We start from the raw sequence: 19,183 nt of genomic DNA, 5'->3' as shown, positions 1-19,183 counted from the left end.
ACCACAAGCGTGTCCCCTCCCCCTTTTTTATCCCACCCACACCAACACAAACCGGGGACACCACAACCGAGCGACGGCCAGGAATCAATAACAGCCGCCCACATTGCGCAAACGGACAGCGTAGCTCTGTTGCTCAACATGCCTGCTCTGAGCATTCTTTTGGGTTTCCAGCATCGGCGTCTATTCTTCGGTAACCCCCGATTGTTTGTTGAACCTGTGTTCTCAATCCTTGCAATCATACGGAATGTATTCTTCATCAAGATTCTTAAATCATGGGATTCCGGATTCTCTTCCCCGGCGTGTCGCCCTCATATGATGAGAAATATATCTTGCTTCCGGTTACGGCTTAGCTTAGGAGAGGTTCTATGGTTCCGGCGAAGTATGAATCACCTCATGTGGGTGTCCATTCCACAGACACGGACGTGCATCGTGTCCTTGACTTGGATCTCGACGGTGTCTGCGCGGATTACACCGAAGCCATGCGTCAGTGGCTTGTACGTGCTGGTCGCATGGCACCCGATACTTTCCCCGATATGGCCAGGTACGAAATGACATTGGCGACCGGTTGGCCGTTTAGCACGGTAGAGGAGTACAAGCAGGCTCACCGAGAGGCAGAGGCTGATCACCTCTATGCGACTATGCCTGCCATCAAGGGTGCTCCTGCGGCTTTGCAACGCCTTGCAGACGCTCACGTATACATCAGAGTCGTTACCCATCGCTTGTTTGTTTCCGGACAGCATCAAATTGTCGTCTCAGATACGGCCAAATGGCTTGACGACAACCATATCCCATATATGTCATTGTGCTTCACTGGTTTGAAAGATACAATGCACGCGTCCATTCACATCGATGACTCCCCGGCAAATATTCTCGCATTACGGCAAGCCGGTGAACACGTCGTCGTATTTGATCAGCCATACAACAGAGACTTGGATGGACCACGGATGTCAGCATGGGATGAGACCAGTGTCTCCAAGCTCATGGCATGGATGGATCGGTGGCCCGAGTAACGGCATCCTTGACCTGCTATTGAGCTGCCGCCGCTGCTCACTTCGCTTTGTGACACATCTAACTTGCGTACATAGCTGAGACCATTGTCGTTCTAGATAGCGTGGATTCAGCTATACTTGAAATCGCACGTGACATATGAAATCAGCGTATGAGACCAGCATATGAGACCGGCGTATGCCCGCATGATGGCGGTACTGTGTCCGTCGAGTCAGGCGTATTCATCGTATACGCTGTGCCAGCAGCAACCATGAATATCACGATGGTTTGTTGGAATATCTCGATTACTGGAATCCAGACGGATGATCGAAGCCGCTGAAGTGTCTACGGGTATCACTACGGCTTTTGCATTACAGCGTCAATCACTATGCCGGTGGCGCCACTTCGGTGGCATCGCGTCGGTGGTATCACTGCGGCGTCCGCTTCGACTCTGGTATGCACGGCGGATCGGGCGTCCGCTGCGTCGGGCGGGTTTACAACAGTAGAGAAGTGCGAGGCTTGGCTGTGGACCCACGCACTTGCAGCTGGACGGGGAAGGTCTCAAAGGGTTCAGGCACTGGCCGTCCTTCAATCAATGCCAGGGCTTTTTGCGCCGCTTTGACAGCCATATCGTATGGGCGTTGACGAACTGTAGTGAGCTCCGCCTCTTTTGCGAACGTGCTGTCATCGAACCCCGTTACGGAGATGTCTTCAGGTATGGACAGGCCACTGCGCTGCAGTCGGAAGAACAAAGGAACTGCTTGCGAATCTTGGTGGAAACACAATGCAGTCGGCGGGTTGTCCGATGCCATCATCTCAGAAATGGCGACGTCCAGGATATTATCCCCTTCTTGCACTCCCAGAGTGCGGGCGGTCAATCCGCCAATGGCATTGCAGGCTTCTTGAAAGCCGACGATGCGATTATGCGAGCTGAAGCCCAGCGTTGACGAAAAATCCTCGTACAGATACAGCAGATTACGATGCCCCAACTTGACGAGGTGCCGGACGATCAGTTTGATACCCTCTTTGTCATTGATGCCGACCGTCGCATCGAATCCCTCGCTGGTGGTATTGATGCCGATGATGGGGATTTTTGCGGTGCCGAGACGCTTGACTTCATCAGGGCTGATGCCGAATGAAGAGACGAACACCGCATCCGCATTGCTGCGTACGGGGAGTTTTTCGAAGAACGCGTCGCGAGCTTCCAATCCTTCGATCGGGTAGATCACCAAATCGTATCCGGCATCGCGAAGCACATCGTTGAGGCCGGCGATGATTTCGGCGGTGAACCACTCAATTGTTCGGCTGCCGACCAACAGGGCTATGCGATATGTCCTACCTGATTTCAGGATGCCGGCTGATCGGGAGACGCTGAAATTCAAGGCGTTGGCAGCCGCAAGCACTTTCGATCGCGTCGTTTCCGATACCTGTTCCGGGTGCGCGAAAGTGCGCGACACCGTAGCATTTGATACCCCTGCTTTCAGCGCCACATCGCCGATGCTTGCCTTCATGACACCTCCGAACAATCTGCTGCTTGCATCAGCCTATCACGATATTCACCTGGCAACGTCAAGAACACAAGAAATGAAACGGGTTACAATTCGACACGCCGTTGTTATTGCAGGTAAAATGCGCTCACGCCTTGCAATGAAACGGTTTTCAAATGAGAACGGTTACATCACTGAAAACAGCGTATTGCCAATATGAAACCCTTATCGTATGCTATTGCTTGTCGGCGGGACAATGACAAGTCCACGAAGACGTAGACAGACTCAACCATTACAACGACGTGAGGAGTGACATGAACGTCAGGAAAAGCATTGTTGCGGCAGTGGCTGCCGTATGTATCGCCGGTTTGGCGGCATGCGGCGGCACCGCTTCGGGAACTACGGACACCAAGGCGGATAAGGGCCTCAAGGTCATGGGCGATGCCATCACCTATGACCCGAACCACCTCGTCAACGGCGGAAAACCCATCCAGATTGAATACTGGAGCTGGGGCAGCAAAGGCACCGACCCGGTCTTCAAAATGATCGACTCGTACACGAAAACCTATCCGAACGTCACTATCAAAACAGTGAATGTTTCCTGGGACGATTACTGGACCAAGCTGCCGCTCGCGCTCAAAGGCAAGAACGGCCCGGCCTTGTTTAATATCCACAATTCCTACGACGCGTTGATCAGGCCATACGCCGCAGATTATGACATCGACACGAAAGCACTGGAATCCGACTATTCCACAGCTGCGGTACATGAGGACAACAACGGCAAAGTCAAGTACATCGATTCGGTGATCAACACCGGCAACATCTACTACAACAAGACCATGTGGAAGGAGGCCGGTCTCACCGACGCCGATATCCCGACCACGTGGGATGAGTTCATCCCTATCGCCCAGAAGCTGACAAAGACCGACGGCGGCAAGATCACCCAAGCCGGTTTTAACTTCAACGGCGATGCGTACAGTGCAATCTATCAAGGCTTGAACTATCAGAAAGGTGAACTGCTGTTCACCAAGGACGGCAAGAAGGCCAATTACGACAATGCTGTGACCAAGGAGAACATGCAGTTCCTCAAGAACCTGTATGACAAGTACAAGGTCGGGTCTGTCGACTTCGGCAACGATTACACGCAAAGCTTCGGCAACGGACAAACCGCGATGATCTATGCGTGGGGCCATATGGAAGGCACCATGAAGGAGAAGTATCCCGACATCGACTACGGGGTGTTCGCCACGCCGACCTTCACCAAGGGCACGCCATTCGCATATGACCGCTATAACGGTGAATCGACTCCTGGCATCAACAAGAACCAGAGCAAGGAGCAGCAGGCGGTCGCTCAGGACTTCATCAAGTACCTGCTCGCCAATGACGACTATATCCGCGAAGCGGTCGCCGAACTGAATTCCTTCCCGGCGAAGGTCGCGTTGCAGGACGACAAAGAAATCCTTGCAAAGCCGGTCATGGCTGCCATCCAGCCACGTGTCAAGCGGCTGATTTGGCCCGGCCCGGCGCCGTCCACGGTTGAATCCAGCGGAACGATTGCCTTCCAGAACGTCTTCCAAAACGGCATGTCCATCGATAAAGCGCTCAAAGAGGCGCAAAACCAGATGGATGCAGATATGAAGAATTCTGATTTCGTGTCGCTGGAAAGCAAATACGCTTTCTTTGACGAACACAAGTGACAGCTTGGGTTCTTTCTCTTCCCAACCCCCATCCGGCGGCCGCAGCGTGGTTCTCCTCTGCGCTGCGGCCGCACCTCCTTAATACGCGCGTTCGATCTGGTCTGAACCGGCTTCGAACAATTCACATCTCCTGAGTGGAGAGAGGCGAGCTTCTATGAACAAGAACAACGGTGAATCGATACTATCGAGAATATTCACCTTACGGAATATGGCGGTAACATTCCTCGTAGTCTACTTTGCGGTATTCCTGGCATATCCGATTGTCAAAGCGTTCGCGGGGAGTCTGCATAACTGGAACCCCCTGGTCGGAACATACGATTGGGTGGGGCTTGATAATTTCACGCAGATTCTGACCGACGGGCTCTTCTGGCGTTCCATGTGGAATACCGCGGTATTCGCTGGCGTCTCCACATTCTTCCGCATCGTGCTCGGCCTCGGCCTGGCTCTGCTGCTGAGCGCCAAACTCGTCAAATGCAAGGACACGCTCCGCGGACTCTTCTACATGCCGACCGTTACACCGCTTGTGGCGGTGTCCTTCGTGTGGATGTGGATGTTCGACCCGCAGTTCGGCATGGTCGACAAGATCACCGGACTCGACATCAACTGGTTGCACGATACCAAGTGGGCCATGCCGGCGATCATCATCATGACCATCTGGAAGGATTTCGGATACGCGACGGTGCTGTACTTGGCTGGCCTGATGAATCTTCCGCGGGACGTGTATGAGGCGGCTGCCATTGACGGCGCCAACTCGGTGCAGACATTCTTCAGAATCACGTTGCCGCTGCTGAAATCGACCACGCTGTTCATCGTGATCACGTCGCTGATCAGCTATTTGCAGGCATACGTACAGATCCTTGTGATGACCGAAGGCGGGCCGGGCACGTCCACCTACACCATCAGCTATCTCATTTTTGACCAGGCGTTCCAGAAATACAACTTTGGCATTGCATCGGCGCAGGCGGTCATTCTGTTCCTGTTCACTGGTGCGCTCACCTTGATCATGTTCAAGGTCTCAGGAGATTCGGAGGGATTGGCATGAAAGCCCGTAAAATCGGCGGCATCATTCTTACAGCTTTGCTGTTCGTCGCCGCAATAATCACCATTGTTCCGTTCATTTGGATGTTCATCTCATCGTTCGCTCCGAACAGTGAGATTGTCAAAGTGACCGGCGGATTATTCCCCCGACCGTCCACGATCGACAATTACGTGAGCATTCAGGAAAAATTCAATTTCATGCGGTTGTTCGCCAATTCGCTGGTGGTGGCAGTGCTGAAAACCGCAATCGCCATCTACACCAGCGCGGTGCTCGGATACGTGTTTTCAAAAATGCGGTTCCGCGGACGCAATCTGTTGTTCGGCATCGTCATGAGCACGATGATGATTCCTTGGGCAGTGACCATCATCCCTCAATATGAGATGTTCACGAAGTGGGGATTGCAGGATACTTACACATCGCTGGTACTGCCCGGCATGATCAGCGCTTTCGGCATTTTCCTGTTCCGCCAATCCATTTCCGGCATTTCCGACGAATTGATCGAGGCCGCGAAATTGGATGGCGCGTCGGACCTGAGGATTTTCCACAGCATCATTTTGCCGATGAGCCATAACACCATCGCTGCGCTCGCGATTTTCACATTCCTGTGGAATTGGGAAGATTATCTGTGGCCGTTCCTGATGATTACCGACGAGCGCAAGCAGCTGCTCGCCGTCGGTCTGAAAGCGTTCAACGGTCAGTACGGCACGGATTATGGCGGGCTGTTCGCCGCAACGTCATTGGCGATTGTCCCGGTCATCATCGTATATATGATTTTCCAGAAGCAGTTCATCGCCGGCATTGCGACAGGCAGCGGTAAGTGAAGGGGACAACATGGCAGAAACACCAGTCAACGTCGGTCATCAGGACAACGTATTCGTGGCATACGTGCGTTCCACGCATCCGACAATGCGCGCGTCGTCGATTGTGCAGGGAGACCATTGGCGTATCGGGATCCTGACCGAATCGCTGATTCGTTTCGAATGGTCCGATTCCGGTGAATTCGAGGACAATCCCACGCAGATGGTCGTCAGCCGTGATTTCGGCACTCAACCGCGGTTCACGGTGACGCATCGCAACGGATTGCTTATCATTGACACCCCGGCCCTGTACATCACGTATGACGGCAAACCGTTCAGCAAAGAAGGGCTGAGCGTGGTTGTCAAAGGTATGGCGGACACCCAGTTCAACACCTGGCACTACGGGGACGAACCGAAGCATAATCTCAAGGGCACCGCGCGTACGCTTGACGAGGCCGATGGCGAGATCGCGCTGGGAGACGGGGTGATCTCGCGGGACGGCTGGGCGGTGATCGACGATTCCGCGGCGAATGTGATTGTGCTGACGGATGAGGTGAACGGCAAGCCGAACCCTCTCGGTGCTTGGATCATGCCTCGAGACCACCAAGAAACCGACCTGTACTTCTTCGGCTATGGCCGACGCTACAGCGAGGCGGTGCGGGACTTCTACCGGCTCGCCGGGCCGACGCCGCTGCTGCCGCGTTTTGCGCTCGGCAACTGGTGGAGCCGGTATTACCGGTATACCCAGGACGAGTATCTCGAGCTCATGGACCGCTTCAAGCGCGAAGGTATCCCGTTCACCACATCGGTGATTGATATGGACTGGCATCGTGTTGACGACATCGATCCGAAATACGGCTCGGGCTGGACCGGATATTCGTGGAACAGACAACTGTTCCCCGACCACAAGGCGTTGCTGCATAATCTGCACCGGCGAGGACTCAAAGTCACGCTGAATGTGCATCCTCGAGATGGTGTGCGTGCGTTTGAAGATGATTACCGGCAAGTGGCCAAGCGGGTCGGCATTGATCCCACGACCGAAGAGGCAGTGGAATTCGACCTGACAAATCCGGATTTCGTGAGCGCGTACCTTGACATGCATCATCGGCTGGAAGCCGAAGGCGTTGATTTCTGGTGGCTCGACTGGCAGCAGGGCGGTGTGACCCGTCAGCCTGGGCTTGACCCGTTGTGGGTGCTGAACCACTTGCACTATCTAGATTCGGGCCGTGACCATGGTTGGCCGCTGACTTTCTCGCGTTATGCGGGTCCGGGGTCGCACCGGTACCCGGTCGGATTCTCCGGGGATACCGTCGTGACTTGGAAATCATTGCAATTCCAGCCGTATTTCACCGCGACCGCATCGAATATCGGTTACGGATGGTGGAGCCACGATATCGGCGGGCATATGTGCGGATACCGGGACGAGCACTTGGAAGCGCGCTGGTACCAGCTCGGCGCTTTCAGCCCAATCAATCGTCTGCATTCCAGCAACTCGCAGTTCATGGGCAAAGAGCCTTGGAATTTCTCCGCTGATGTCCGGCATGCCATGGTGGAGGCTCTGCGGTTGCGTCACATGATGCTGCCATACCTGTACACCATGAACTACCGGGCGGCGTTCGAAGGTATGCCGCTCGTCGAACCGATGTATTGGGCAGACCCGAATAATCCGCAGGCATATGAAGTCCCGGATGAATTCCGTTTCGGTACACAGTTGTTGGTGGCGCCGATCGTCTCGGATGATGACGATTCCGCCCGACTTGGTCGCACCGAAGCATGGTTGCCGCAGGGCGAATGGTATGACTTCTTCGATGGCCGCCGCTACGGTTCCTCCAATCCGTCCGGGCGACGGTTGGAAGTATGGCGCGCCATCGATCGCATTCCTGTGTTTGCCCAGGCGGGAGGCATCGTGCCGTTGCAGGAGCTCGGCGATGGCGATGCCGTCAACGATCTGGACAATCCGCAATCCCTGCGAGTACTGGTGTTCCCCGGCGCGAATGGCCGCTTCGCGATGATTGAGGATGATGGGGTCTTCGTGCCGTCTGCGCAATCCGCGCAAATCGGCGAAGCAGACATCCACACCGCAACTACCCGCATGTCCTTCAATTGGAGGGATGCCGGCCGTACGGACGCTGACGGTGGCGGCAGCTCGCTGTTCACGGTCGCCCCGGTTGAAGGCAAGACCGACGCAGTCCCGTCACAGCGCGACTGGACGATGGTGTTCCGCGGTGTCGCTGACGTCAATCCCGTCGATATCGGCGTCGATATCGACGACACCCCCTGCGACGGTGTGGAAACCTCTTATGATGCGCGTACGCTGAGCCTGTCGGTTACCGTACGTCAGGTGCCGTCTTCCGCGGGTTTGAACGTCGCAATCAGGGGAGGCTTGCATATCGCGGGCAATCCGGTTGAACACGATGCGCTCAATGTGCTCATGCACGCGCAAATGCCGTATGGTTCCAAAGAACATGCGATGCGGGCGATATATGAGCAAGGCGTGCGTGCGATTGGCGCTTTGCGCACCTTCAAAACGGCACCCGGCTTCGGGGATGGATTATTCGCGGCGAACGGAATGCCTGACGCGGTGATTGGCGCGTTGACAGAGATTCTCCTACGCGACTGAGCCGTCCGAGGTTGGCGCGGTCCGGATTGACACAGCGACTGTGAAACCGGACATGCGCACACCGTTCGCCCTCCGGCGGCACCCGCGGTTAGGATGAATCGAGTGACAGGGAATTCATCGAGTCATAAGCGCGGACAAGGCAAGTTGCCGGTGCCGGCTGCGGTATCTGATACCGCGCCGGCATCCGCAGCCGCCACAACCCCGCGCCGTGCAACCGCTGACGCACAATACCGGCGTATGACTGGCGCCCCGGTACGCGGTCTCATTCTTGCATTGTGCCTTCCCGCGGTCATCTCGAACCTGGTCACCACCGCCTATAATCTCGCGGATACATATTTCATCGGGCGTCTGGGCACATCCCAGTCCGGCGCGATCGGCATCGCCTATTCGGTGATGACCGTATTTCAAGCCTTCGGTTTCTTCTTCGGCAATGGCTCCGGCAATTCGATGAGCCGGGAACTGGGAAAACGAAACAACGAGCGTGCCGCGCGTCTGTTGTCGGTCGGTTTCTGCGGAGCTGTCCTTGGCGGACTCGCATTGGCGATTCTCGGTTTGGCCACATTGCCGCATCTGGTGGTGGTGCTCGGCTCGACCCCGACCATCTCGCCGTACGCCATCGCCTATCTCACGCCGATTCTCATCGCAGCGCCCATGGTATGCGGATCGTTCGCGCTCAACGGCCTGCTGCGGTACCAAGGACTGTCCCTGTACGGCATGATTGGCCTGGTCAGCGGTGCATTGCTGAATTTCCTTGTCGCGCCCCTGCTGATTTTCGTTGCTGGGCTCGGCATCGCCGGTGCTGGCATCGCCACCGCGGTATGCCAGACCATCAGTTTCATCCTTCTGGTCACGTTCGCCGTCCGTCGCGGTGTCGTCAGACTCGATCTGCGCAAGGGCAAGCCGGACATGCTGTTGGTGCGTGAAATCATCGGTGGTGGCATGCCATCGCTGTTGCGGCAAGGCGCGGGCTCGCTGGCGACCACATGCGTGAACTTGGCGGCCAACCCCTTCGGCGACGCGGTCATCGCCGCAATGGCGATTGTCATGCGCGTCATGCTTGCCATCAACTCGATCATTGTCGGCCTGGGGCAAGGTTTTCAGCCGGTGTGTGGGTACAATTACGGCGCCGGACTGTACCGACGCGTCAAGGAGGGGTACTGGTTCTGCGTGCGGCTGTCCACAGTTGCCCTGGTGATTATTGCGGTCGTCGTCGCGGTACTTGCCCCCGATATCATCGGATTGTTCCGGTCCGACCCGCAAGTGATCGCCGTCGGCACGGTGGCGTTGTGGATGCAATGCTGCACGGTGCCACTCAACGGGTTCGCGATGATGTCCAATATGATGCAGCAGACCATGGGCAAGACGGTGATCGCGTCCTTCGTGGCGGTTTGCCGGCTTGGATTGTTCCTGGCTCCGGCTGCACTCATTCTCGCACATTGCTTCGGTGTACCGGGCGTTCAGGCGGCGCAATCGGTTTCGGACATCATTTCCTTCGTCGTGACCGTGCCGTTGCAGGTGCATATTCTGCGTTCGCTGGGCAAACCGCGCAGCACGGTGTGATCCACGGCGCTGTATTATTCGCTGCACGGTGTTATCGCGCGCGGTACGGTGTCATCGAAAGCGCGTCTTGTGCATGTACAGCGGCTTGGGTGCGGTGCGGCTTGCGGGCTGGCCCAAGTGCGCGCCCGGCGTAATAGCTGTGGCAATGGCGGCTTGTATCATGTGGGATATGAGAATCGCACGTTTCACCAAAGACGACAAGACCCCGCAATACGCCTTCGTGCAGAAGGACGAGCAGGATGGCAAGGATTATCTCGTAGTGCTCAGCGGCTACCCGTTCGGCGCCCAGCCGGTGGAGCCGACCGGCGAACGGTTCCCGCTCGATACGGACGGGTTGCGTTTGCTCGCCCCGGTCATCCCGTCAAAGATTTACGGCCTGGCGAAAAATTATGAAGCGCACGCCCAGTTCATGCATGAGACCGGGCACAGCGATATCGCGCATGCGCCGGAAAACATGGTGATTTTCTCGAAGCCGAGCACTTCCGTGATCGGCCCTGACGATCCTATTGTCATTCCGCCGTTCTCGCATGATATGAATTTCGAACCGGAAGTCGCGGTGATTATCGGCCGAATCGCGAAGAACGTGCCGGTCGAGAAGGCTATGGATTACGTGCTCGGTTTCACGTGCGTCAACGATGTGACCTTGCGCGACCTGCAGGGTGCCGACCCGATGTGGACGCGCGCGAAAGGCTTCGACACCGCGTGCCCGCTCGGACCGTGGATCCAGACCGATCTGGATTGGAAGGATGCGAAGATTTCGTTCACGCTCAACGGCAAGGATGTGCCGGAAGCCAGCGGTACGACCGCGAAGCTGATTCACGGTATCCCCGAGCAGATCGCCGCGATTTCAAGTTTCTCCACGCTGCTGCCTGGTGACGTGATCATGACCGGCACGCCGAACGCATCCGGCAGCCTCAAGCCGGGAGACGAGCCGGTCGTCCACGTGGAGGGTATCGGCAGCCTGCGCAACGTCGTGGTGCAAGGCTGACTGTCTGGTTGGCTGGTTGCCCAATCGGCAGCTGACATTGGACTGAACCTCGTCTGAACTTCCCACTTACTTGCCACGTAACTTCCCACTTGCTGGCAAGCTGGCAAGTAAGTGGGAAGTTACGTGGCAAGTTCAGTTTGATGCCGGTATGCGTGGTGTCTCCTGGCGCATTGCGCCGGTACTTGCCGGCAATATGGCGGAATCACGCGGTGAGTTCGATCTGGTTGCCTTCGAGCGCGATGACGCAGCTTTCGTAGTAGCCGTCGCCAGTGGTGCGCGGGCCGCTCAGCACCTCGTATCCATCGGCCTTGAGACGTGCGGTGAGCTCGTCCACGGCCTGTGCGCTGCCAAGGCTGAAGGCGACATGCGCGTAGCCGGTGCGTGCGAAGGGCTTCGGTCGGTCCTCCATGCCGGGGCGTGTCATAATCTCAAGCCGCGTATTCCCGTCGAAACTCAGGAAGTACGAGCAGAAATCGGTGGTCGGATTGTGATAAAGACCGTTCGCCGTGGCGCCGAGATAGGTGACGAAGAAGTCCCTCGCAGCCTCGAGGTCGTTAACATACAGGGCAACATGGTTGATGCTCGTGATGCCTGCGTTCATAAAGCCTCCTTGTTCGTTCCAAGCGTCTGTCCAGCGTCCGCTTGTGTAGGGTCTGCCCTCGTCTACTTATGGTACGGCTCGTGGGCGTTGATTTTGAACGCGCGGTAGACCTGCTCGAGCAGGATCACGCGCATGAGCTGGTGCGGGAAGGTCATGGGGGAGAAGCTGAGTTTCCAGTCGGCGCGTGCGAGGATTTCAGGCGCCAGTCCGAGCGAGCCGCCGATGATGAACTGGATGTGGCTGGCGCCGTGCAACGCGAGGTCGTCGAGTTTCGCCGCGAACCGCTCCGAGCCGAGCATCTGCCCGTCGATGGCGAGTGCGATCACATACGCGCCGTCCTTGATATGCTTCGCGATGCGCTCGCCCTCCTTGCGTTTGATGAGCTCGTCAGTGCCGGGCGTGGCGTGTTCGGGTGTTTTCTCGTCGGCCACTTCGTAGATGCTCAGCTTGCAGAAGCGCGACAGGCGTTTCGAGTATTCGTCAATCGCGTCGCGCAGATAACGTTCTTTGATGCGGCCGGGGGCGATGATGTCGATGTTCATGGGGTGCGTGTTCCTTCCGTCAATCAGTGCCATCGTAGCGGTGGCGGGCTCCAAGCGCATGGCGGTGCAAGGCACTGCCGCCGTCCCCATCTGTTTCTGCCGACGCTGAGACACCTGCCAGCGTCGGCAGAAACAGAAGGGGAGCCGTGTGGCGATGGGCGCGCGGGCGGTGGTTTAGTCGACGACCACCGCGTCAAGCACGGGGACCCGCAGCGCCTGCCGTGCCGGAGGCAGCGCGGCCAGAATGCCAACCGCAATCGATGCCAGAAGGAACGCGCCCAGCTGCGGCCATGGAATCGACAGGTCCGACAAGCCCATCGAAGCGAAGCAGGCGCGGATCACCACGCCCGCGGCGACACCGGTCGCCAGCCCAAGCACCGTACCAAGCACGGCGATGATCGACGATTCGATTGCGATCATGCCGCGTACCTGTCCGTTGCTCATGCCGATCGCGCGCAGTACGCCGATCTCGCGGGTTCGCTCGGACACGGACAGCGTCAGCGTGTTCACGATGCCGAAAATTGCGATGATAATCGACAATGCAAGCAGCGCGTAGACGATCATGAGTACCTGGTTGACCATGGCGGACATCGCGGAACGATACTCGTCGTGATCCATGATGGCAATCACATAATACGGTTTGACGACTTTCGTCAGCTGGTTTCGTGCATGTGCCAGGTTCGTCCCCGGCTTGAAGGTGACGAACGCCTGTGGGGTCATGAGGATTTGCGTGACGCCGAGTGCCTTCGCCTCGTCGGCGTTGATGAACACGCCCAGGTCCCATGCGCCGCCGCTGGCGATTGCCGCGACCGTGAACGTCTGCGTCTTGGCCTCGGCGCCGTATGTGGCTTGGGCGGTGCTACTCGGCGCGAATGTCGCGGTCACCCGTTGCCCGACATGCCAGTTGTTGTCCTTGGCGGTGCTTTTGCCCACGATGATGTTGCCGGTGCTCCAAAGCGCACTGTCGAGATCGCCTTCCACGGTGACGGGTGGCATGGTGGTGTGTGCGAAATCATCGTCCACTACCATGGTCCGGGTGATGGCCGTGTTGTTGCCGTAGGTGATGGCGGGCGTCGCGGTGAGCGTGGTCACCGACGACACGTCGTCGAGCCCGCGCACCTGGTCGAGTGCGGCGGAAGGAATGCGGTAGTTCGCTGACTGCAGCACATAATCGGCATGTAGATTGTCGTCCACCACCGAGCTAATTGATGTGCTCACCGATGAGGCGATCACGCCGAGGCAACTGACCAGTGCCACGCCGATGAACAGGGCCGCTGCCGTGTTGGCGGTACGTCGGCGGGACCTGCCGATATTGCGGGTGGCGAGTCGCCCGGTTACGAGGAACACTCGCGACGGCAACCATCCAAGGATCTTGCCTGCGGGGGCCACGATGGCGGGCGCAAGCATGATGACACCGATGACCACCAGCCCGGCGCCGATACCGAGCGGCCAGCCGGTGCCCAGCTCATTGATCGCGCGCCACGGTGTCGGCCCATCAGCAGCGTTGCCGGTGTTGGCGATGGCGACGGCGAGCCACCAGATGCCGAGCCCGGCGAGCGCCAGGATGGTGCCGCCGACGCCGCGTGCCAACGTCGGTTTTTCCGGATTCACGGTCTCGTTCATCGCCTGGATCGGCGGGGTGTTCGCGGCACGGGCCGCTGGCAGCGTCGCGCCGATGAGCGAAACGATCACGCCGACCGCGACGCCGATGGCGATGGCACTGGGTGTTGGCACTGCGGAGCCTTCCAAGGTAGTGCCGGTCATGGCGATAACCCGCATAATCAGCGCCGTCATGCCCCAGCCGAGCAGAATACCGGCGCCTGAGCCGATGATGCCGAGCGTGAGCGCCTGGACGATCACCGTGGTGAACACCTGGCGTGGCGAAGCGCCGATCGAACGCAGCAGCGCATACCCGCGCATGGCCTCGCGCACAATCATCGAGAAGGTGTTCGCGATGATGAACGTGCCGACGAACAGGGCGATGAGCGCGAAGATCAGGATAAGCGGCTGAACGAAGCCGATGCTGTCACGCGTGGCTTTCGACTGTGCTTCACGGTAATCGTCGCCGGTGACGGCGACGGCTTTCGACCCGGACGGGAGCTTCGCGTTGATTGCGTCCGCAAGCGCTTGTTGCTGGTCGGCGGTGAGCGCCGAGCCGTTGTTTGCCGTACCGTAGACGCCGATGACGCTGGCCTTGGAGGTGTCACTGCCCTGCGCGGCGAGTTCCTGCTCGATGACCGCTGGGTCAAGGCCGACGATGAGCGTGCCTGCCTGCGAGGAATCGAGGTCGAAGATGCCGCTGACGGTGACTTTGGTGGGGCCTGCCGCCGGGTAGACGTAGGTAGTGGTGCTGCCGCGGTGGAGATGGGCGGCGCTCGCGGTGTCCGAGGATATGGCGATCTGGTTGCGGCCCTTGGGATAGGTGCCGGATGTGAAGTGCGCGGAACGCCAGGGGTGGGTTGAGGATAGCGCCATGCTGGAGGTGCCGCCGCTGGACGCCGTGGCGGTGCCGTCCGAGCCGACGAGCACGCCGGTGGTCAGGCTTTCGGGAACGGATACTCCGGATACGCCGGCCACATGCTTGATGGTGTCAACGAGATCGGTGTTGATGGTGTTGTAGGTGGTGGTTTCCGTGCCTGAGTTCGTGTTGTCGCGCTGTGTGCCGCGCACGTAGACGTCATGGTCGGCGTTGGTGGCGAGCATGGCGTCGACCTGGGTGTCGAGCATGCCGCGGAAGGCGAAGGACCCGAGAACAAAGGCCACGCCGAGGGCGATGGCGATGATGGACATGATGAACCGGGGCAGGTGGGCGCGGGCGTCGCGCAGGCCGATGGTGATCATCGTCAAGCCTCCATGTCGGGCGACGCGGTCTGGTCGTCGTCGGCGAAGACGTCGAGAATCTGCCGATAGGACGGATGGTCCATGTCCTGGGTGATGTGCCCGTCCGCAAGGACAAGCACGCGGTCGGCGTAGCTGGCCGCCCGCGGGTCATGGGTGACCATGACGATGCTCTGCCCGCGGTTTCGGGCGGAATCTTGCAGGAATTGCAGCACCTGGGCGCTGGATTTCGAATCGAGGTTGCCGGTGGGTTCGTCCGCGAAGATCACGGACGGGCGTGCCATAAGCGCGCGGGCGCAGGCGACACGCTGCTGCTGGCCGCCGGACAGTTGGCTGGGGCGGTGGTCAAGGCGTTGGCGCAGGCCGACGACGTCGACGATTTCGTCGAACCAGTCGCGGTCGATCGGTTTGCCGGCGATTTGCAAAGGCAGGAGGATGTTCTCTTCCGCGGACAGGGTGGGGACGAGATTGAAGGACTGGAAGATGAAGCCGATCTGGTTGCGGCGCAGCCCCGTCAGCTGGCGTTGGTTCATGGCGCTGACTTCGAGACCTTCGACGAACACCCGTCCCGAAGTGGGGCGGTCGAGGCCGGCCATGCAGTGCATGAGCGTGGATTTGCCGGAGCCGGACGGCCCCATGATCGCGGTCATGCGCCCGCGCGTGAATTCGACGCTCAGATGGTCGAGCGCGGTAACCTGGGTGCCTGACCCGGCGTCGCCGTAGGTTTTCACCAGGTCATCCGCCCAGGCGACCGTGTCGTCGCCGGGAGCGCCGGAAGGTCGGGGTGCGGCTGTGGGTGTGGTGCTGGAGTGAAGTGCCATGGGTGTCCTTCCGCCGAGTGAACGATGCGGGTGCGCTGTGGAATCAGAGAAATCAGAGGAATCCGGGGAATCAAGGGAATCGGGGGCGTAAATCGGGATTCGCCGCGTCTGTCATCTCTGCGTCTGTTTTCTCTATATATACCGCATGGTTTGACGATTATGCCCAACGGAATATGCCAGATACGCATCGTATCGCGCCAATCGGCACTGACGGCGTCAATTGCGTTGCCGCTGCGCGGGTCGAATGCGACGCGAGGAATGAAAAACTTGAGTCAACTAGGCTCAAGTTTGGAATAATCGACGGGGAAATCGGTTGTATACAGCAGACACAGACAACGAAGCGTCCCGCGGGTGAAGCCGCCCAAAGGCCGCGAATGGAGGAACTATGCAAGCGCAATTCACGAATATGGCCCAAGAGGTCATTAGCGACGCCGTACAGAGCGCGTCCGCCGCGGGCAATGCGCAAGTCGAGACACTGCACGTGCTCGATGCGTTGCTTCGCCAGCAGAACGGCGTCGTACCAAGCCTGATCAAGGCCGCAGGGGGAGACATCAAAGCCATCGGCACAGCCGTGCGCAACGAGTTGGTCAACCTGCCCAGCGCCAGCGGGTCAAGCACCACGCAGGCGCAGCCCAGCCGCCAGCTCGAAGCGGTGCTTGTGCAGGCAGAACAAGAGATGAAGCAGCTCGGGGACGAGTTCATCTCTACTGAACACCTGCTCATCGCAATCGCCGCGAGCAAGCCGAACAAATCCGCCGACATTCTCGAAGCCAACGGGGTGACCGCCCAATCGCTACGCAAGGCGTTGCCGCAGATCCGCGGAGGCGCACACGTGACCAGTGCGGACGCGGAAGGCAATTACAAGGCTCTCGAAAAGTATTCAACCGACCTGACCGCCGCCGCGAAGGAAGGCAAGCTCGACCCGGTGATCGGTCGTGATCAGGAGATCCGCCGTGTCATCCAGATCCTGTCCCGCCGCACCAAGAACAACCCGGTGCTGATCGGCGAGCCTGGCGTCGGCAAAACCGCCGTCGTCGAAGGCCTCGCCCAGCGTATCGTCGCCGGGGATGTGCCAAGCACGCTGCGCAACAAGAAACTCATCAGCCTCGACCTGGGTTCCATGGTCGCCGGGTCGAAATACCGCGGCGAATTCGAGGAACGCCTCAAGGCCGTGCTCAATGAGATCAAGAACGCGAACGGGCAGATCATCACCTTCATCGACGAGATCCACACCATCGTCGGAGCCGGTGCTGCAGAAGGCTCGATGGACGCGGGCAACATGCTCAAGCCGATGCTTGCGCGCGGCGAACTGCGGCTGATCGGCGCCACTACGCTCGACGAATACCGTGAGAACATCGAAAAGGACCCGGCACTTGAACGCCGCTTCCAGCAAGTGTTCGTCGGTGAACCGAGCGTCGAGGACACCATCGCAATCCTGCGTGGTATCGCGCCCAAGTACGAGGCCCACCACAAAGTGACCATCGGCGATGACGCGCTCGTGGCCGCAGCCCAGCTGTCCAACAGGTACATCAGCGGGCGTCAGCTGCCGGACAAGGCCATCGATCTGGTCGATGAGGCGGCTGCACACCTGCGTATGGAACTCGATTCCTCGCCTGAGGAAATCGATGAGCTCAAGCGCCAGGTGGACCGGCTCAAGATGGAACGCGCCTACCTGCTGGGCAACCCGAAGAACGAGAAAGCCGAGCAGAAGAAGGCGGACGCGCTCGACCAGAAGTCCCGCGAACGCCTCGCCGACCTCGACAAGGAGCTCGCAGACAAGACCGAGAAACTCAACGGCCTCAACGCCCGTTGGAATATGGAGAAAAGCGGACACAACAAGGTCGGCGACCTGCGCAAGAAGCTCGATGAGCTGCAAGTGGAAGCCGAACGTTGCGAACGCGACGGCGACTATGCGAAGGCCTCGGAAATCAGGTACGGCGAGATTCCGCACATCCAGAAGGAAATCGCCGCCGCAGAGCAGGAGGAACGCGATGCCAAGGAAACCGGCGCCGAGGAAACCCCGATGGTCCCCGACAAGGTCGATGCGGATTCCATCGCGCAGATTGTGTCCGAATGGACCGGCATTCCCGTCGGCCGCCTGATGCAAGGCGAGAACGAGAAGCTCCTGCACATGGAGGAGTACCTCGGCAAGCGCGTCATCGGCCAGAAGGACGCCATCCGCGCTGTTTCCGACGCGGTGCGTCGTTCGCGTGCCGGCATCTCCGACCCGAACCGCCCGACCGGATCGTTCCTGTTCCTGGGCCCCACCGGCGTGGGCAAGACCGAGCTCGCCAAAGCGCTCGCCGACTTCCTGTTTGACGACGAGAAGGCCATGGTGCGTATCGATATGAGCGAGTACATGGAGAAAGCCTCTGTGTCTCGCCTGATCGGTGCCGCCCCGGGCTATGTCGGCTACGAGGAAGGAGGCCAGCTGACTGAGGCTGTGCGTCGGCGCCCCTACTCGGTGGTGCTGTTCGACGAGGTCGAGAAGGCGAATCCGGAAGTCTTCGACCTGCTGCTGCAGGTGCTGGACGATGGTCGCCTGACCGATGGCCAAGGCAGGACCGTGGACTTCAAGAACACGATTCTGATCATGACCTCGAACCTCGGTTCGCAGTTCCTGGTGCAGCCTGACCTGGATGAGGAAGCCAAGCAGAAGGCCGTGATGGATGCCGTGCATGCACACTTCAAGCCGGAATTCATCAACCGCCTCGACGAGCTGGTCATCTTCCACCCGTTGACCCGTCAGGAGCTCGGCAGCATCGTCGATTTGCAGGTGCGTCAGGTGGCCGCGCGGCTTACCGAACGCCGGATTTCGCTGCAGGTTACGGATGCGGCTCGCGATTGGCTCGCCAACACCGGGTACGATCCGGCGTACGGCGCCCGCCCGCTGCGCAGGCTCGTCCAGACCGAGGTCGGCGATCAGCTGGCGCGTCTGCTGCTTGCCGGCAAGGTGCATGACGGCGACACCGTGCTCGTCGACCAGACCGGTGGCGAACACCTTGAACTCACCGACATGCCTGAGGATCCGTTGTCCGGTGTGACCGTCGAAGGTGTGCAGGAAGACAAGTGACGGTTGCTTGAACTCAGACGGCCGCCCGCCCAAGCCTTGATGTGGCTTGGGCGGGCGGCCGTTTTTCGTATCTCGGAGCTGTCGACGTCGGACCATCTTCTGCTTCTGCCGACGCTGATGGCATGCTCAGCGT

The 19,183-nt window shown here is 58.8% G+C and carries 13 protein-coding genes; 8 read left to right on the top strand and 5 right to left on the bottom strand.

Annotated elements, in window-relative coordinates; translation table 11 throughout:
- The first annotated feature begins 365 nt into the window (after window positions 1-365).
- Window positions 366-1,010, top strand: a complete 645-nt coding sequence (locus tag ACI38B_RS05335) for a 5' nucleotidase, NT5C type (protein ID WP_439729842.1) — start codon at window positions 366-368, stop codon at window positions 1,008-1,010.
- A gap of 471 nt (window positions 1,011-1,481) precedes the next feature.
- On the opposite strand, the gene ACI38B_RS05330 is transcribed toward ACI38B_RS05335, so the two are convergent.
- Window positions 1,482-2,498 carry a LacI family DNA-binding transcriptional regulator gene (locus ACI38B_RS05330; protein WP_439729841.1) on the bottom strand — a complete coding sequence of 339 codons (1,017 nt, stop codon included), beginning with the start codon at window positions 2,496-2,498 and terminating at the stop codon, window positions 1,482-1,484.
- 290 nt (window positions 2,499-2,788) lie between these two features.
- On the opposite strand from ACI38B_RS05330, the gene ACI38B_RS05325 reads away from it, so the two are divergent.
- The 6 genes from ACI38B_RS05325 to ACI38B_RS05300 all read left to right on the top strand — a co-directional run bounded on the left by ACI38B_RS05325 (window position 2,789) and on the right by ACI38B_RS05300 (window position 11,175).
- A complete protein-coding gene (locus ACI38B_RS05325) occupies window positions 2,789-4,171 on the top strand; it encodes an extracellular solute-binding protein (RefSeq protein ID WP_439729840.1) in 1,383 nt (460 codons plus the stop codon).
- 154 nt (window positions 4,172-4,325) lie between these two features.
- Window positions 4,326-5,213, top strand: a complete 888-nt coding sequence (locus ACI38B_RS05320) for a carbohydrate ABC transporter permease (protein ID WP_439729839.1) — start codon at window positions 4,326-4,328, stop codon at window positions 5,211-5,213.
- A complete protein-coding gene (locus ACI38B_RS05315) occupies window positions 5,210-6,031 on the top strand; it encodes a carbohydrate ABC transporter permease (protein ID WP_439729838.1) in 822 nt (273 codons plus the stop codon). The genes ACI38B_RS05320 and ACI38B_RS05315 overlap by 4 nt, the downstream gene beginning before the upstream one ends.
- A gap of 85 nt (window positions 6,032-6,116) precedes the next feature.
- A complete protein-coding gene (locus ACI38B_RS05310) occupies window positions 6,117-8,627 on the top strand; it encodes a TIM-barrel domain-containing protein (protein WP_439729845.1) in 2,511 nt (836 codons plus the stop codon).
- A gap of 237 nt (window positions 8,628-8,864) precedes the next feature.
- Window positions 8,865-10,187, top strand: a complete 1,323-nt coding sequence (locus tag ACI38B_RS05305) for an MATE family efflux transporter (RefSeq protein WP_439729844.1) — start codon at window positions 8,865-8,867, stop codon at window positions 10,185-10,187.
- 169 nt (window positions 10,188-10,356) lie between these two features.
- Window positions 10,357-11,175 (top strand): fumarylacetoacetate hydrolase family protein, encoded by an 819-nt coding sequence (locus ACI38B_RS05300; protein WP_439729837.1) that lies wholly within the window; start codon window positions 10,357-10,359, stop codon window positions 11,173-11,175.
- A gap of 202 nt (window positions 11,176-11,377) precedes the next feature.
- On the opposite strand, the gene ACI38B_RS05295 is transcribed toward ACI38B_RS05300, so the two are convergent.
- The 4 genes from ACI38B_RS05295 to ACI38B_RS05280 form a co-directional block, all read right to left on the bottom strand.
- Window positions 11,378-11,776 (bottom strand): VOC family protein, encoded by a 399-nt coding sequence (locus ACI38B_RS05295; protein WP_439729836.1) that lies wholly within the window; start codon window positions 11,774-11,776, stop codon window positions 11,378-11,380.
- A 62-nt stretch (window positions 11,777-11,838) separates the two neighbouring features.
- The gene (gene rlmH, locus ACI38B_RS05290) at window positions 11,839-12,318 is read right to left on the bottom strand and encodes a 23S rRNA (pseudouridine(1915)-N(3))-methyltransferase RlmH (protein ID WP_300744594.1); all 480 of its coding nucleotides are present in this window, start codon (window positions 12,316-12,318) and stop codon (window positions 11,839-11,841) included.
- A 174-nt stretch (window positions 12,319-12,492) separates the two neighbouring features.
- Complete coding sequence (locus ACI38B_RS05285) at window positions 12,493-15,159, bottom strand: ABC transporter permease (RefSeq protein WP_439729843.1); 2,667 nt, start codon at window positions 15,157-15,159, stop codon at window positions 12,493-12,495.
- A gap of 2 nt (window positions 15,160-15,161) precedes the next feature.
- Window positions 15,162-15,977: an ABC transporter ATP-binding protein gene (locus ACI38B_RS05280; protein ID WP_439729835.1), complete on the bottom strand. Its 816-nt coding sequence runs from the start codon at window positions 15,975-15,977 to the stop codon at window positions 15,162-15,164.
- Between the two features lie 385 nt (window positions 15,978-16,362).
- Here ACI38B_RS05280 and clpB point away from each other — a divergent pair, with 385 nt between their 5' ends.
- Window positions 16,363-19,050: an ATP-dependent chaperone ClpB gene (clpB, locus tag ACI38B_RS05275; protein ID WP_439729834.1), complete on the top strand. Its 2,688-nt coding sequence runs from the start codon at window positions 16,363-16,365 to the stop codon at window positions 19,048-19,050.
- Window positions 19,051-19,183: the final 133 nt, after the last annotated feature.

Source organism: Bifidobacterium sp., from assembly GCF_051876855.1.
In the GTDB taxonomy this organism is placed as follows: Bacteria; Actinomycetota; Actinomycetes; order Actinomycetales; family Bifidobacteriaceae; genus Bifidobacterium.
The sequence above is the reverse complement of the archived record's forward strand: the minus strand, read 5'-3'. Positions and strand labels throughout refer to the sequence as shown.